At 75.1% G+C, this 14477-nt stretch carries 14 protein-coding genes and 1 pseudogene; 10 read left to right on the top strand and 5 right to left on the bottom strand.

All coding sequences use genetic code 11. From position 1 onward, the window contains the following. Window positions 1-39 precede the first annotated feature (39 nt). Window positions 40-291 carry a hypothetical protein gene (locus IF89_RS0112525; protein ID WP_030765614.1) on the bottom strand — a complete coding sequence of 84 codons (252 nt, stop codon included), beginning with the start codon at window positions 289-291 and terminating at the stop codon, window positions 40-42. A 107-nt stretch (window positions 292-398) separates the two neighbouring features. Between IF89_RS0112525 and IF89_RS0112520 the strand changes: the two genes are divergently transcribed. Next, entirely contained in the window at window positions 399-770 is a 372-nt protein-coding gene (locus IF89_RS0112520; RefSeq protein WP_030765611.1) for an ArsC/Spx/MgsR family protein, read from the top strand. Window positions 771-875: 105 nt separating this feature from the next. Here the strand turns inward: IF89_RS0112520 and IF89_RS0112515 are convergent, their stop codons facing one another. After that, on the bottom strand, window positions 876-1742 hold the full coding sequence (locus IF89_RS0112515; RefSeq protein ID WP_030765608.1) for an alpha/beta fold hydrolase: 867 nt from the start codon (window positions 1740-1742) through the stop codon (window positions 876-878). A 138-nt stretch (window positions 1743-1880) separates the two neighbouring features. Here IF89_RS0112515 and IF89_RS0112510 point away from each other — a divergent pair, with 138 nt between their 5' ends. The 3 genes and pseudogenes from IF89_RS0112510 to IF89_RS0112500 all read left to right on the top strand — a co-directional run bounded on the left by IF89_RS0112510 (window position 1881) and on the right by IF89_RS0112500 (window position 4366). Beyond that, window positions 1881-2327 carry a MarR family winged helix-turn-helix transcriptional regulator gene (locus IF89_RS0112510; protein ID WP_051807031.1) on the top strand — a complete coding sequence of 149 codons (447 nt, stop codon included), beginning with the start codon at window positions 1881-1883 and terminating at the stop codon, window positions 2325-2327. Then, a pseudogene (locus IF89_RS37920) lies at window positions 2324-3785 on the top strand (PLP-dependent aminotransferase family protein). Before IF89_RS0112510 ends, IF89_RS37920 begins: the two are co-directional and overlap by 4 nt. A 47-nt stretch (window positions 3786-3832) precedes the next feature. Continuing rightward, window positions 3833-4366: a hypothetical protein gene (locus tag IF89_RS0112500; RefSeq protein ID WP_234327742.1), complete on the top strand. Its 534-nt coding sequence runs from the start codon at window positions 3833-3835 to the stop codon at window positions 4364-4366. On the opposite strand, the gene IF89_RS0112495 is transcribed toward IF89_RS0112500, so the two are convergent. Beyond that, window positions 4359-5228 carry a Gfo/Idh/MocA family protein gene (locus IF89_RS0112495; RefSeq protein WP_043193824.1) on the bottom strand — a complete coding sequence of 290 codons (870 nt, stop codon included), beginning with the start codon at window positions 5226-5228 and terminating at the stop codon, window positions 4359-4361. The two genes, IF89_RS0112500 and IF89_RS0112495, sit on opposite strands and share 8 nt — an antisense overlap. A gap of 351 nt (window positions 5229-5579) precedes the next feature. On the opposite strand from IF89_RS0112495, the gene glnII reads away from it, so the two are divergent. The 3 genes from glnII (at window position 5580) to IF89_RS0112480 (ending at window position 8534) form a co-directional block, all read left to right on the top strand. Continuing rightward, window positions 5580-6599 (top strand): glutamine synthetase, encoded by a 1020-nt coding sequence (gene glnII / locus IF89_RS0112490; RefSeq protein ID WP_030765593.1) that lies wholly within the window; start codon window positions 5580-5582, stop codon window positions 6597-6599. 84 nt (window positions 6600-6683) lie between these two features. Further along, entirely contained in the window at window positions 6684-7607 is a 924-nt protein-coding gene (locus IF89_RS0112485) for a DUF6891 domain-containing protein (RefSeq protein WP_030765590.1), read from the top strand. 339 nt (window positions 7608-7946) lie between these two features. Continuing rightward, window positions 7947-8534, top strand: a complete 588-nt coding sequence (locus tag IF89_RS0112480; RefSeq protein ID WP_030765587.1) for a winged helix-turn-helix domain-containing protein — start codon at window positions 7947-7949, stop codon at window positions 8532-8534. Window positions 8535-8609: 75 nt separating this feature from the next. Here IF89_RS0112480 and IF89_RS0112475 read toward each other — a convergent pair whose 3' ends face one another. Next, window positions 8610-10055, bottom strand: coding sequence for a PepSY-associated TM helix domain-containing protein (locus IF89_RS0112475; RefSeq protein ID WP_030765584.1), 1446 nt, complete (start codon window positions 10053-10055; stop codon window positions 8610-8612). Window positions 10056-10146: 91 nt separating this feature from the next. Continuing rightward, window positions 10147-10890, bottom strand: coding sequence for a hypothetical protein (locus IF89_RS0112470; protein ID WP_051807020.1), 744 nt, complete (start codon window positions 10888-10890; stop codon window positions 10147-10149). A gap of 63 nt (window positions 10891-10953) precedes the next feature. Here IF89_RS0112470 and IF89_RS0112465 point away from each other — a divergent pair, with 63 nt between their 5' ends. From IF89_RS0112465 to IF89_RS0112455, 3 genes are all read left to right on the top strand, one after another. After that, window positions 10954-11541 (top strand): rhomboid-like protein, encoded by a 588-nt coding sequence (locus IF89_RS0112465; protein ID WP_234327741.1) that lies wholly within the window; start codon window positions 10954-10956, stop codon window positions 11539-11541. 126 nt (window positions 11542-11667) lie between these two features. Beyond that, complete coding sequence (locus IF89_RS0112460; RefSeq protein ID WP_030765576.1) at window positions 11668-12465, top strand: tyrosine-protein phosphatase; 798 nt, start codon at window positions 11668-11670, stop codon at window positions 12463-12465. A 57-nt stretch (window positions 12466-12522) separates the two neighbouring features. Then, window positions 12523-14463, top strand: a complete 1941-nt coding sequence (locus IF89_RS0112455) for a hypothetical protein (protein ID WP_030765572.1) — start codon at window positions 12523-12525, stop codon at window positions 14461-14463. The last annotated feature ends 14 nt before the right edge of the window (window positions 14464-14477 follow it).

The raw sequence follows: 14477 nt of genomic DNA, 5'->3' as shown, positions 1-14477 counted from the left end.
CCGGCGCGGGCAGTGGTGAACCGGCGAACCGGTGAACCGTCACGACTCCTTGATGAACGCGCGCACCATCTTGCAGGTGGTGTTGGACGGCCGGTGGATACCCGTCCGGACGGCCATCGTCCGGATCTTCCGGTTGGTGGCGCGCCTGGCGTCATACGTCCCCGAGTCGAGCAGGGATATCGCCAGCCGCATCGCCTTCAGGCGGCGGTTGTGGCTCTCGTACCACTCGCGGGGCAGGCCCGCCGGCAGCGGCTTCTTCTGGACGGGCCGGACGGTACTGGCAGTGGCCATCTACAGCCTCCCAAACGGTAGTTGGCTTCCTGTCGTTCTCCCTCGATTTTATCGGGGACCACTGACAGAAGTCCCTGGCCAGACGGGCCCTGGATAGGGTTGGGGGCATGGAGATCTGGATCAATCCCGCCTGTTCCAAGTGCCGCAGCGCGCTCACCCTCCTGGACGCGGAGGGCGCCGACTACACCGTGCGGCGCTATCTGGAGGACGTGCCGTCCGAGGACGAGATCCGCGCAGTGCTGGGCCGTCTGGGGCTGGAGCCGTGGGACATCACGCGGACCTCGGACCCGCTGGCGAAGGAGACCGGCGTACGGGACCTGCCGCGCGAGGAGACCGACGCGGCGCGGGCCCGGTGGATCGCCCACCTGGCCGCGCACCCGAAGCTCATCCAGCGCCCGATCATCACCGCCGAGGACGGCACGGCCGTGGTGGCCCGCTCCGAGGAGGCCGTCCGCGACGCCCTCTCCCGTACGCCGTAGCCGCGACGGACGGTGGCCGCCGTGCGGGCGCGGTGGTGCGTCGCGGGCCGCGGGCCGTACAGGCGGCGGCCGAGGTCGCGGTCGATGCGGCGCCGGCGCGGGGGCTCAGTCGGCGAGCAGGCGGGCGATGTCGGGGGCGGCGGTCAGGGGGAGCGCCTGGTGCGGGCGCGCGGGCAGCACGTCGATCCGCGCGTCCGGCAGCGCCTCGCGCGCGGCGCGGGCCGCCCGGGCGGCATCGTGGCAGCGGGCCCGCCCGGCGAACAGGACGTCCGTCCGGATCGGCGGCAGCCCACCGGGCGGCTGCGCGAGCCGGGAGAGGTCCGGGCGCGGGCCGGTGACGGGGCGGGCGGCGGGGAAGCGCGCGGTCTCCTCCTGCAGCCGGAGCCAGGCCGGGTCCAGGTCGGCGCCGCGGGTCTCCCAGGCCAGGAAGGAGCGGATCCGCTGGGGAGTGGGCCGCACCAGCATGGGCAGGGCGCGCAGGACGTATCCGGGGCGCAGTCCCGCGAAGACCTGGGTCGGATCGAGCAGGAGGAGTCGCCCGAGCCGGGCGGGGCGCCGGACGGCGTGGTGGGCGGCGATCCACGCGCCGTACGAGTGCCCGCCGAGGGTCAGCGGTCCGCGCGGGTCGAGCCCGTCGAGGACCGCGTCGAGCCAGTCGGTCAGGTCCGCGACGGTCCGCGGTGTCCGCCCGGGCGCCGGGACGCTGAGACCCGGTTCGCCCACCGGGTCCACGGCGTGCAGACGGTGGGTGCGGGCCGCCCCGGCGGCGGCGCAGGCGCCCCACACGGCGGCGGTCGATCCCCCGCCGGGCAGCAGGACCAGCGGCGGAGCGTCGGCCGGGCCGCAACTGTTGACGCGGGTGAGCCCGTAGGGGGTGGGCAGATCGACGGTGTCGACGGAGCCCGGCCATCCGGCGAGCACCGCGTCGTAGGCGGCACGGAAGGAGGGGGTGGGGGTGGAGGGTGAGGACACGGGCTTCTCCAATGTCTCGCCGGGCGATAATCTCGCTGAACGAGATAGTAGGCAGGAGACGATGTGCCCGACAACCACGAAGCGGCCGCTGCCCTCGCTCCGCACGACGGCGAGCCGGGCGGCGGCGAGCCGGACAACCTGCGGCTGGTGCACCTCCTGCGGGCCGTGTCCGTGGACTTCGGCCTGCGCCAGGCGGACTTCGCCGCCCGCAACGGCATGCACCCCACCGACGTACGGGCCCTGATCTGCCTGCTGGACGCCGCCCGGGCGGCCGAGCCGGCCACCGCCGGCCTGCTCGGCGCCCGGCTCGGCCTCAACTCGGCGGGGACCACCGCGGTGATCGACCGGCTGGAGCGGCTCGGCCACGTGGCCCGCGTGCGTGACGCACAGGACCGGCGCCGCATCCTGCTGCGGGTGGAGCCGGCGGCGGTCCGCCTGGGCCGCGAGTTCTTCGGACCGCTCATCGACGGGGTGCTGCGCGTGCTGGAATCCTTCGATCCGGCGGAACGGGACGTCGTGCAGCGCTTTCTGACGGCCACCCATGCCGTCTTCGCGGCGGAGCCCCGCCCGGGACCGAACCCATGACCGGACCCGGCTCGGGGGCCGACCTGCACCTGGACCTGCCCGCCGGCGGCGCCCGGCGCACCGCCCTGGCCCAGGCTCTGCGCAGCGCCGTGCGCAGCGGCCGGCTGGCCGGCGGGACGCGGCTGCCGTCCTACCGGAGTCTGGCCGCCGACCTGGGGCTGGCCCGCAACGTCGCCGCCGACGCCTACGCCGAGCTGGTCGCCGAGGGCTGGCTCACGGCCCGGCAGGGCTCCGGCACCCGGGTCGCGGAGGCCGTGGCGGGCGCGCCCGCGCCGACCGCCGGGGCCGGGCCGCCGCCGCCCGAACCGCGCGTTACGACCTGCTCCAGGGCACGCCCGACCCGGCGTTGTTTCCCCGCGGAGCCTGGGGCGCAAGTGCCCGGAGGGCCCTGACCGCCGCACCCACCGAGGCCTTCGGGCCCGGCGATCCGCGGGGCCGCCCCGAGCTGCGGCGGGCCCTGGCCGGCTACCTGTCCCGGACGCGGGGCGTGCGCACCGGCCCCGAGAACGTCGTGGTCTGCTCCGGCTTCGCCAACGGACTGCGGCTGCTGGCGTCGCTGCGGCCCCGTGACTGGGCCGTGGAGTCGTACGGGCTCCCCTTCCACCACGGCGTGCTCGACGCCGCCGGGGTCCGCCCGCACCCGGTGGCGGTCGACGACGGCGGGGCCCGGACCGGGGAGCTCCCCTCCCGCGCGCGTACGGTGCTCCTCACCCCGGCGCACCAGTTCCCGACCGGCGGCGCCCTGCTGCCCGCGCGGCGTGCCGCCGCGGTGGAGTGGGCACGGGCCACCGGCGGCGTGATCGTGGAGGACGACTACGACGGGGAGTTCCGCTACGACCGCAGGCCGGTCGGCGCGGTGCAGGGTCTGGCCCCCGAGCACGTGGTGTATGCGGGATCGGTGAGCAAGAGCCTCTCCCCCGCGCTCCGCCTGGGCTGGCTGGTCCTCCCGGACCACCTGGTCGAGCGGGTCCTGGCGGCGAAGGGGCTGCGGGAGTCCTGGGCGAGCGCGCTGGACCAGCTGGCGCTCGCCGACTTCATCGAGTGCGGGGCGTACGACCGGCACGTGCGGCGGATGCGCCTTCGCTACCGCAGCCGCCGCGACGGGCTGGTCCGCGTACTGGCCGCACGCGCCCCGCAGGTCCGGGTCACGGGCGTCTCGGCCGGGCTGCACGCCGTGGTGGAGCTCCCGCCGGGCCGCGAGGCCCGGGCGCTCGCGGCGGCCGGAGCGGCGGGGCTGGCCCTGGACGGGCTCTCCTCCTACCAGCACCCCGCCGACCGGACCCCGCCCCGCGAGGGCCTGGTCGTCGGCTACGCAGCACCCCCGGACTCGGCCTTCGACCGCGCGCTGGACGCCCTGGCGGAGGTGGCCCGCCGGGCGGCGGCGGGCCGGTAGCCGGACGGCCTCGCCCGGGACGCCGACCGGTCTCCTTCATCTCGTCCCCACCCCGCACCTCGTAGGGTGACCGGAGCACCAAAGTGGGACGTACCGCACCAAAGGACTCGTCGTGACCGAGCAGCAGCCGCAGGAAGCCGCCCTCACCGCACGCCCGTTCCCCCCGTCCCGGCGGGGGGTCGACTGGATGTTCGGCGGGGTGTACGGGACGGTCCTCGCCAGCGGCCTGCTGGCCGCGCTCCACCAGAAGGGCGGGAACTTCACCCCTTACTACGACGCCAGCTGGGTGCTGGTGACGGCGGCCACCGCAGGCCTCGCGCACGGCTACGCGCACCACATGGCGTCCCACGAGCAGGGCCCGGCCGGACACCGGTGGCGGCTGCTGGCCGCGGCCCTGTGGAACGAGTGGCCGCTGATCGTGGCGGCCCTGCCCACGGTCCTCCTGCTGGTCGCCTCGGGTGTCTTCGGCTGGGACCCGTACGCCGTGACGGCCGTCGGGCTCGGCCTGAACACCGCGCTGCTGTTCGCCTGGGGCTCGGTCGTGGCGCTCCGCGTGGGCCACCGGCCCGGTTCGGCGCTTCTGATCGGCGTGGCCGATGCCGCCATCGGCCTCGCCATCATCGTCGCCAACGCCCTCATCAAGTAGGCAGCTGCGCCTCGGCCTGCGCCAGGATCTCCGTCAGCCGCGCCCCGAACTCCGCCCCGCGCGGATCGGGCACGCCCGTCCGGGCGGCGGTGAGCAGCGCGTCCAGGGCCCGGCCGTAGGCGCCCGGTACGTCGCTCCAGCCGGGCAGTTCGTGCACGCCCTCGGTGCCGCGCAGTTCCAGGCCCACCCCGGCGGCCGCCTGCGGCGCGCCCAGGCTGAGCACCGCGGTGCTGGCCGCCCCGGAGGCGTGCCGCAGCGCGAGCTGGACGACGTCGGAGGGGCCGCGGGTGGCGCTGACCCCGGTGACGTCCCCGAGGACGGGGATCAGGACGGACAGGGCGTGCGGGCCCACGTCCCACAGCCCGCCCTTGGCCTTGCGCCAGGGCGAGTCGGCGTAGGCGCTGGGCGTGCCGTCGGGCGGGAAGACGGCGCCGAGCCAGTGCGCGGCGGCCGTGAACCAGCCGGTGCGTGCGGCCTGCTCGGCGACCCAGCCCGCGGTGGGCTCGGCGAAGCGCAGGGTGAGGAAGACGACGGAGGCGACCTGGTGGCGGGCGGCGGCGTCGGCGACGGCGCGGGCGTCCTGCGGTGTCGTCGCGACGGGCTTGTCGAGGAGCAGATGGCATCCGGCGGCGGCCGCGCGCACCGCGAGCGGCGCCTGGACGTCCGGCGGCAGGGCGAAGGCGACGACGTCACAGTCGGCGAACAGCGCGTCGGGGTCTTCGTACACCTTCACGCCGTAGGCACGGGCCAGTTCCGCCGCGGCTTCCGGCCGGCGGCCCCACACACCGGCGAACTCCGAACCGGTGTGGGCGGCGAGGGCGGGGGCATGGGTGCGGTGCGCCCAGGGGCCCGTGCCCAGCAGCCCGACCCGGGGACGGGGGCCTGCGGGCGCCCGACCGGTGGTCGGCGCGGTCGCGGTGGTGGTGTCGGCGGCGGACCCGGCCGCCGACCCGGCGGCGGCTCCGGCGGGATCGCCGGCGCGGTCTCCGGCGGGGCTCACATCAGACGAAATGCTCACGCGGCCAGTCTGCCCCACCCGGACGGGTGCTCGACCGGCAACCCGCACACGGCGCCCGACCAGCGGCGTAAACCTCGGTAACACGCGGTTCACACACGGGCAACGGAAGAGAAATCGCGGGCGGGCACGCTGCGGTCGACACCGCAGCGATGAAGCAGCGTCCAGCAGCACCCGCAGAGTCTGAGGATGGGGCCCGTGAGCTACAAGGCTGAGTACATCTGGATCGACGGCACCGAGCCGACGGCAAAGCTTCGCTCCAAGACGAAGATCCTGGCCGACGGCGCCGAGCTGCCGATCTGGGGCTTCGACGGATCGAGCACCAACCAGGCGGAGGGCCACGCGTCCGACCGGGTCCTGCAGCCGGTTTTCTCCTGCCCGGACCCGATCCGCGGCGGGGACGACGTGCTGGTGCTGTGCGAGGTCCTGAACATCGACATGACCCCGCACGAGTCGAACACCCGCGCGCTGCTGCGTCCGGTCGCGGAGAAGTTCGCCGGCCAGGAGCCCGTCTTCGGCATCGAGCAGGAGTACACCTTCTTCGACGGCGCCCGTCCGCTCGGCTTCCCGGTCGGCGGCTTCCCGGCCGCGCAGGGCGGCTACTACTGCGGTGTCGGCTCGGACGAGATCTTCGGCCGCGAGATCGTCGAGAAGCACCTCGACCACTGCCTCGCCGCGGGCCTGAGCATCTCCGGCATCAACGCCGAGGTCATGCCCGGACAGTGGGAGTTCCAGGTCGGCCCCGTGGGCCCGCTGGAGGTCTCCGACCAGCTGTGGATCGCGCGCTGGCTGCTCTACCGCACCGCCGAGGACTTCAACGTCTCGGCGACGCTGAACCCGAAGCCGGTCAAGGGCGACTGGAACGGCGCGGGCGCGCACACCAACTTCTCGACGAAGTCGATGCGCGAGGACTACCGGGCGATCATCTCGGCGTGCGAGGCGCTGGGCGAGGGCAGCAAGCCGCTCGACCACGTGAAGAACTACGGCGCCGGCATCGACGAGCGCCTGACGGGTCTGCACGAGACCGCCCCCTGGAACGAGTTCAGCTACGGCGTCTCGGACCGCGGTGCCTCGGTCCGCATCCCGTGGCAGGTGGAGAAGGACGGCAAGGGCTACATCGAGGACCGCCGCCCGAACGCGAACGTGGACCCCTACGTGGTGACGCGCCTCATCACGGACACCTGCTGCACCGGCCTGGAGAAGGACGGCCTGGCCTGACGCCCGCCCTCCCCGGACACCGCCGCCCGCCGCGCCTTCCGAGGCCCGGCGGGCGTTGTCGGTGCGGGGTGGGACGGTGTCCCCATGCCGGCGATCAGAATCCACACGGAGCGCGGCGAGGCCTACGACCGGCCCGCGCTCGCCACCCTGTCCGAACTCGTGGGGCGCATCGGCGCGGACGGGGACCACTTCGTCATCGCCGAACCGCTCACGGCGGATCCGGACGGCCACTTCATGCAGGTGTGGCACGACCGGGGCGCCGACTACCAGGTGGAGTACCGGGACGGCTCCCCCGACCGGCACTTCCAGGTGTTCCTCTCCTCGGCGGCCGAGGTGGTGGCCGTCATGGTGCGGTGGGCCCGCCGGGAGGAGGGCTGGGACGCCGGGCCGGCCTGGGAGCGCCTCGACTTTCCGCCGGCGCCGGCCGCAGCCGGTGTCCCGGCGCTCGACCCCTCGGTGGAGCGGGAGTTGGCGGACGTCGTCCGGGGGCGGCTGCGGTGCGGCTACGACGGGCGGGACGAGCTGGCCGAGGCGGCGGAGGACTACCTCGTCGACGGCGGCGTCCGCCCGGTCTCGCGTCGCCGGGCCGCGCGGCTCGTGGACCGGCTGTGGCGGGAGCGGGTGGCCGAGCAGGCCGGCTGGACGGGCACGACCGACCCGGAGCGCGTCACCCGCGCCTTCGCCGTGCTGGAGGCGTCGGGCATCACGGCGCGGGAGAACTTCACGTGCTGCCGCGGCTGCGGTCTCGGCGAGATCGGGGCCGAGGGCGCCGAGGACGCGCGCGGGTTCGTGTTCTTCCACGCGCAGGCCACCGAGGGCGTGGCGGCCGGCGGCGACCTGTACCTGATGTACGGCGGGTTCGAGGCCGACGAGAGCCTGACGGTCTCGGTGGGCCGGGAGGTGGTCGCGGCACTGGAGGCCGAGGGGTTGGTGTGCGCGTGGGGCGGCTCGCCCCGGGAGGCGATACGCGTGACGGGACTGGACTGGCGCAAGCGGCTGACCGGTTGACGGATTGTCCCGTTATGCCGGCCGTTCGGACCGGATGGTGAGACATCGATCCAGCATGCGGGACACAGCCTGCTCCGAGGGCGGGCCTTCTGCTTGAATGGGGCCATGGCCAGCCACTCGCACACCTCGTCAGGTCGCAGCGACCTGGAGCCGTTCTGGCCGTCCCGTCAGGACCACGACTTCGATCGTGAGTGTCGCCGCGCGAAGAACGCGCCGGCCCTCTAAAGCCTCCGGGACCTCTCCTCCGGTTTTCCCCGAGGCCTTCGGTCTGCGCGGTACGACATCGATGACGCACGCACGTCTCCTGCCGTCCCCTCCGCGTGAAAGAGCTGACCACTCATGGCGAACACCCGCTCCCTGACCTCCGCCGCGAGCGCCGCCTCCCCGGCCCATCCGCCCAGTCCCCGGCATCGGCTGCGCGCCGTGGACCAGGACGAGGCGGCCCGGGTCGTGGACCTCCTCCCGCCGGGTGCCACCTGGCTGCCCGCGCCGCAGCACACCCTTCCGGCGCTGCCGGGCCGGCCGCCCATGGTCGGCTACCTGGTCCTCGTACCGGCGGACCAGCAGCCCCCGATCGCCTTCGCACCGCAGGCCGTCGCCTCCCCGGTGCAGCCCCCCGCCCCGGCCGAGGCTCCCGGCCGGGGCGACGACCTGATCCGGATCGACCCCGCGCAGCGCACGGCCGCGGTCGACGGCCGCGAACTGGACCTCACCTACCTGGAGTTCGAGCTGCTGGCCCACCTCGTGCAGCACCCGCACCGCGTGCACAGCCGGGACCAGCTGGTCACTACCGTCTGGGGCTACGGCCACGTCGGCGACGGCCGGACCGTGGACGTCCACATCGCCCGGCTGCGGCGCAAGCTCGGCGGGTCCCACCGCGGTGTGATCCAGACGGTGCGCCGGGTGGGCTACAAGTACGCCCCCTGACCGGCCCGAAGCACGGCAGTGGGCCCGCACTCCCCCGGGGGGAGTACGGGCCCACCGTGTGTCACCCGGCCCGTGCTACTGGGCCGCCGCCGCCCGGCGGCGCGCCATCAGGCCCAGCAGCAGGTCCACCGCCAGGAAGGCGACCAGGCTGATCCCGAGCAGCGGGATGAACCAGCCCACCAGCGCGGTGGCCGCCGCCAGCGGCAGCAGCACCGCCACCGGCAGCTTCCGCCAGGCGCCGCGCGGCTGCGCGCGGCCCACCGACAGCGCGCGGTCCTTCGTCGGGCGGCGCAGCCACCACATGCGGTAGCCCCAGAAGATGAGGAGCATCAGGGCGACCGCCAGCGCGGCCAGCACGATCTGGTTGGCGAGCCCGAAGGTCTGGCCCATGTGGAGGTCGATGCCGAAACGGGTCGCCTTGGCGAGGAGCGGGTAGTCGGCGAAGCGCAGTTCGTCCACGATCCGTGCGTCGGCGGGATCGACGGCGACCGCGTCGAAGTGCACCGGGACCTGCTTGTCCTGCTCCTTGATCACGTACCCCTTGCCCTCGGCGGGCAGGGTCACGCGGATCGCCTCGCTGACGCCGGCGTCGCGGGCCGCGGCCACGGCCCGGTCGAGGCCGACGTCGGCGGTGGGCGCGGGCGGCGGCATCTCGGTGCCCTCGGGCATGTGGTGGCCCGCGTGCTCGTCGGCGCCGCCGGCCTCCGCACCCGGGTTCAGCTTCGCGGAGACGGCGGGGGTGGCACCGCCGAGGCTGTCCTGGAGCCGGCCTATGTTCTCACCGGCGTACTTCGACCAGGTCAGGCCGGTGGCGGAGAGCACCACGAGTCCGACGACGGACCAGAGGCCGACGACCCCGTGCCAGGACAGGGTCCGGCGCCGCCCGGTGGCACCGCGCTCCGGCAGGACGAGCTGCGCCCTGCGCCTGCGGCGGCGGCCCGCCCACAGGGCGAGGCCGCCGAGCGCGACCACCCACATCCAGCTGGCGGCCATCTCGCTGTAGTTGCGGCCGAACTCCCCCAACTGGAGGTTGGAGTGGAACGTGCTCAGCCACGCCCGCAGCGGCAGCGCGTCACCGACGGTGGTCAACTGCCCGCGCACCTCGGCGGTGTACGGGTCGACGAACACGGTGAGGGTCTCGCCCTCCGCGAGGCCCGAGCTCTCCATGACCACCCGGGTGGTCGCCTCGGCGTCGGGGCCGGGCCACACGGACACGACCTCGCCCTGCGGTGCGGCGCCCTTGGCCGCCTCGACCTGGGCGCTGAGCGGGAGGGCGCCGTCGCCGACGCGGGCGACGGTCAGCTCATCGGCGTAGAGGATCTTCTCCGCCTGCCAGGAGGCGGCGTAGAGCAGCCCGGTGGCGGCGGCGAGGAACAGCAGCGGGGCGATGAGCAGGCCCGCGTAGAAGTGCATGCGCAGCAGCAGCGGGCGGAGTGCCGCCCAGGTGCCGGCGCGGGTCGGGGCGGGGGCGGGCGGGTCGGAGTCCGGGGTGCGGACGTCCTGGACCTCGTCAAGGGACATGGTGGTCCTCGGGGTTGGCGAAGGGCATGGGGACTGCGGCCCCGGGCCTCGCCTCCCCCGCACGGACGGTGCGCCGTGGAGGTGCGCCGGATCAGGCGCGGGCAGGACGGCCGGGGGCCGTGAAGCGGAGGGTGCGGCCGCTCCGGGGCGGCCCGCGGCGCACCACGGCGTGGGCGTGCACCGCTCCGCGCAGCCGGCGCGGGCGCCGGTCCGGGTACGGGGCGGGGAAGGCGGGCGGTTCGGATGCGGCCGTCGGCCGGGCCGCCACCAGGCGGAGAGCGCGGGCGAGCGGCCGGGCGGCGTGCACGGCGGCGGCGCCCAGCGCACGGGCCAGGCGGAAGACGGCTGCCTCGCCCCGGGCGAGCCAGGCGGCGCACAGCAGTCCGGCGAGGACGTGCGCGGCGATCATCCCGGCGCCGCCGTGGGTGGCCGTCGCGGCCAGGTCGGCCGCCCCCGCCAGGTCGGCGGTCCCGGCCGCGTCGGCCGCGGCGGATGCCTCGCCGGCGGTGCGGCCCGCCTCGGCCGCGGACATGTGGTGGTGGTGCGCCTGCACCGGTGCGGGCCCGGTGGCGCTGCGCGCCGCCTGGCTGCCGGAGAAGACCAGGTGCAGGGTTCCCTGTACGGCGAGTACCGCCGCGGCGATCCCGACGGGCCCCCGCCGCCGGCCGGCGAGCAGCCAGGCGAGGCCGAAGGTCACCGCGAAAGCACCCAGAAGGCCGAAGAAGGGGATGTCGGTACCGGACATGGACGAATGCCCCACGGCGCCGAGGGCGACGCACATCGCCGCGAACATCGCGGCCCGGGTGGCGCGCAGTGGCGCGAAGGATTCGAACATGGCCGGGACATGGTCGCACGAGGCCCCTTGGCTTCCGCCAGAGGCTTATCCGATCATGAGCATGTGAATCCGATTCCATGGGGCGCGGTGTACGCCGGCGGGGTCCAGCTCGGGGCGTACGCGCTGGAGCGCACCGGGCCGGCCGCCCGGGAGCGGCTGCTGCGGGACTGCTCGACGAACGTCGACAACCTCGCCGCCGGCCGCTGGGAGACGCTGCTCAGCAGCGCCCTCGTGGTCGAGGAGCCGATGCCCCTGCCGTACGCGCTGCTGCTGGTCGCGGTGCTCGGCTACGCCGAGTACGCGTACGGGGCCTGGTGGACGGCCGCGGTGTTCCTGTTCGGGCACGCTTCGGCGACCCTCCTGGTGTACGGCGCCCTGCGCAGGACGACCGACTGCGCGACCCGGAGCGCCCTGGACGTGGGCACGAGCTACGGGTTCAACGCCGTCCTCGGCACGCTCACCTCGGCCCTGCCCCGCGGGGCCGTCCGGACAGCGGCCCGGGCCGGCCTGCTGGCGCTCGCCGCCGCGCCGGTCCTCAAGCGGAGCCGGACCTTCACGGACGCGGGGCACCTCGCGGCGCTCGGCATCGGCATAGGGGTCTCCCTGGCCGTCGATTGTCTTTCCTTTGCAAAGCGGCAGAAAATGGCCTGAATCGCCCCACCGCAGTGCCCTCGCAGGACCGCCCGACCGCATCACCGCATGCACCTACGAACGCAGCACCGCCCCACCGCACCACCGCATGACACGAGCAACTCGAACACCGCTGGAGCAGCCACGATGACCGCCACCCCCTCCACCACCGTCGCCAACCTCCGCGACCTCGGCGGCACTGCGCTCCCCGGCGGCCGCACCGTCCGCCCCGGCCTGCTCCTGCGCTCCGGCCAGCTCGACCGGCTCGACCTCGACGCCGACCCGGTGGTGGCGGCGCTGGGCGTGCGCACCGTCATCGACTTCCGCACCGCGGCGGAGCGCGCCGACCACCCCGACCGCATACCGACCGGGGCCCGGCTGCTGGTTGCGGACGTACTCGCCGACAAGTTGCGGGAGGCGGGCAGGAAGCCGGCGGCCGCGCAGCTCAAGGACCTGCTCTCCGACCCGGTGGTGGCCGAGGAGCACCTGGGCGGCGGCAAGGCGCAGGCACTCTTCGCCGACACCTACCGGTCCTTCGTGCACTCCGGCTCCGCCCAGGCCGCCTACCGCGTGCTGCTCACCGAGGCCGCCGACCCGCAGGCGGGCCCGCTCCTCTTCCACTGCACCGCCGGCAAGGACCGCACCGGCTGGGGCGCCACCGTCGTCCTGGCGCTGCTCGGTGCGGACGACGACACCCTGATGGCCGAATACCTCTCCGTGAACCCGGCGGTCAAGCATGCCTTCGCCCCGATGGTCGAGGGCTTCACGGCGGCCGGCGGCAACCCGGACATCGCACTCGCGCTGATCGGGGTCTTCCCCTCCTACCTGGAGGCCGCCCTCGACGAGGTCGAGACGCGCTACGGCTCCATGGAGAAGTACGTGCGCGAGGGACTCGGCGTCCCGGACGAGACCGTCGAGGCGCTCCGGTCCCGCCTGGTGTCCTGACCACGACGCGGGCGAGCGGACGGGTGACCATCCGACGATTCGCTCGTTCTGCTGACCGTGACTGCGCCGGATACCGCCACCCGCCCCCTGCCCCCCGTGGCTCCCGTGCCGCCGGACGTCGAGCAGGCCGAGGCCGCCATCGTCGAGCACTACCCGCGGCTGGTGCGACTGGCCTATCTGGTGCTGCCTCCCACCCTGGGCCGCAACCGGCGGGTCCTCACCGCGCACTCGCTGGTCCAGCGGGCACTTCCGCGCGGGCGCCGGAACGCGGCCGCCGGCGTCGCCGCGGTGCAGGGCGGGGTTCCCGGGCAGCGGGGCGGCCCGGAGGACTCCGGGTACGGCTACGTCCGGCTGCGGGTGCTCCGCGCGGCCCTGGAGGCGGGGCTCCCGCTGACGTTCCGGGCACTGCCCCGGCGCGCGCAGCTCCCGCCGGCGCTGCCGCAGGTGTGGGGCCTGCGACTGTTCCCCCGTGCGGGCGGGGCCGAGGAGCTCGCCCTCGACCAGTGGCTGGCCACCCTCGACGGCCCCGGACGGGCCGCCTGCGTCCTGCGGGCGCTGGAGCGGCTGCCCGAGCCGGAGGTGCTCCGGGTGCTCGACGAGGCCGGCGTCCCGGACCCGGCCGCCGCGGTCGCCGAGTCCGGGGATCCGGCGAACGACGCCCTGTTCGCCTCCCCCGAGTTCGATCCGTGCGTGCTCCAGGCCCGGCCCACCGACCTGCTGCGGCGCCGCCGTCTGACGCGGGCGGCGCTCGCCGCCGGGGCCGCCCTCGCCGTGTGCGGGGCGCTGCTCGCGCTGCCCGGCGGCGGCTGGGGCGCGGACGGGGCGGCCGCCCCGCCGTACGCGCGCAACGCCGCGGCCGAACTGGCCCTGGATCCGGCGAATCTGGTGCGGGCCGCGCCCTCGCTGTGGCACACGTCCTCCCGTACGGACTTCTCCACCTGGCCGGCCCGCGGCGACCGCACGGACGACGCCGCGCTGCTGCGCCGGGCGCTGGCCGTCTGGGCGCGGCCCAGTGCGTCGGTGGTCGTCTCGGCCACCCCCGGCACCCCGACGGGACCGCCGATGGGGCCGGCGCAGCTGCTCTTCGCGGGCGCCGTCGACCAGGCCGTGGTGGTCCTGCTGTACGACGGGCTGCGCGTGGTCCGGTACGCCGAACCGCGCTCCGGGTCCACGGGCGCGGCCCTGGACTTCGCCCGGACCGACGGCGCCTCGGCGGACACCGCGACCGCGTTGGTCGTGAGCCGGGTCGACGGCAACGTCCGCTACCTGACCGCGCCCTGGGTGACCGGGGCTGCCCAGCGGGACCTGCTCAGGCCCGGTGATCCGGCGACGGTGCTGAAGCGGACCCCGGAGGGGGTGACCCCGCCGGTGGCGGGACCGGCTCCGACGGGTGACTGCACGAGCTGGAACGCCCTGGCCCTGACCGGGGACGGAGCCACCCGACTGATCACCGACCTGGGCGAGCTGACCCCGGTCCGGCTCACGTCGGGAGCGCCGGGGGCCGAACGGAACGTGACGGAGGCCGCGGAACTCGCCGACTGGTCGAGGATCGCCTGCCTGCTGCCGTCGGTCCGCTCGCACGGGGTGCGCACGGTGAACGCCTGGACGTACGCGAAGCAGCCGCTGCCGGAGGGCGACGGGACGGCGACCTGGCTCTGCACCCGGGCCGAGACCTGGCAGGGTGCGGCGGACCGGGTGCAGGCGCAGTTCCTGGCGCCGGGCTCCGGTACGGCGGCTCAGGCGGCGACCGCGGAAGGGGCGGCGGCGTGCGGGCCCCGGGAGCCGCGGGTGCTGGCGGGCGTGCTGTGGAAGTCGCGTGCGGGCCAGTGGTACGTGGTGGCGGCGGGCAGTGCGCAGTTCGCGTCGCTGTCGGTGTCCGGCGGCGGCGTGAGCGGTTCGGCGAACGGCAACCGGCTGGCGGTCAAGGCGCCGGCGGGTGCGCAGGTCGACCTGTCCGGGAAGCTGACGGACGGGACGAAGGCGGGCGTGCTGCGCTGACGGCAGGGGTGGGG

Source organism: Streptomyces sp. NRRL F-2664, assembly GCF_000719345.1.
GTDB lineage: Bacteria > Actinomycetota > Actinomycetes > Streptomycetales > Streptomycetaceae > Streptomyces.
The sequence above is the reverse complement of the archived record's forward strand: the minus strand, read 5'-3'. Positions and strand labels throughout refer to the sequence as shown.

What these genes read in the sequence shown, in the direction of transcription:
- IF89_RS0112485 (WP_030765590.1), top strand. Translation starts at nt 6,684, where the DNA reads ATGCCGGCGATCAGAATCCACACGGAGCGCGGCGAGGCCTACGACCGG.
- IF89_RS0112470 (WP_051807020.1), bottom strand. Translation starts at nt 10,890, where the DNA reads ATGTTCGAATCCTTCGCGCCACTGCGCGCCACCCGGGCCGCGATGTTC.
- IF89_RS0112480 (WP_030765587.1), top strand. Translation starts at nt 7,947, where the DNA reads ATGGCGAACACCCGCTCCCTGACCTCCGCCGCGAGCGCCGCCTCCCCG.
- IF89_RS0112525 (WP_030765614.1), bottom strand. Translation starts at nt 291, where the DNA reads ATGGCCACTGCCAGTACCGTCCGGCCCGTCCAGAAGAAGCCGCTGCCG.
- IF89_RS0112460 (WP_030765576.1), top strand. Translation starts at nt 11,668, where the DNA reads ATGACCGCCACCCCCTCCACCACCGTCGCCAACCTCCGCGACCTCGGC.
- IF89_RS0112520 (WP_030765611.1), top strand. Translation starts at nt 399, where the DNA reads ATGGAGATCTGGATCAATCCCGCCTGTTCCAAGTGCCGCAGCGCGCTC.
- IF89_RS0112475 (WP_030765584.1), bottom strand. Translation starts at nt 10,055, where the DNA reads ATGTCCCTTGACGAGGTCCAGGACGTCCGCACCCCGGACTCCGACCCG.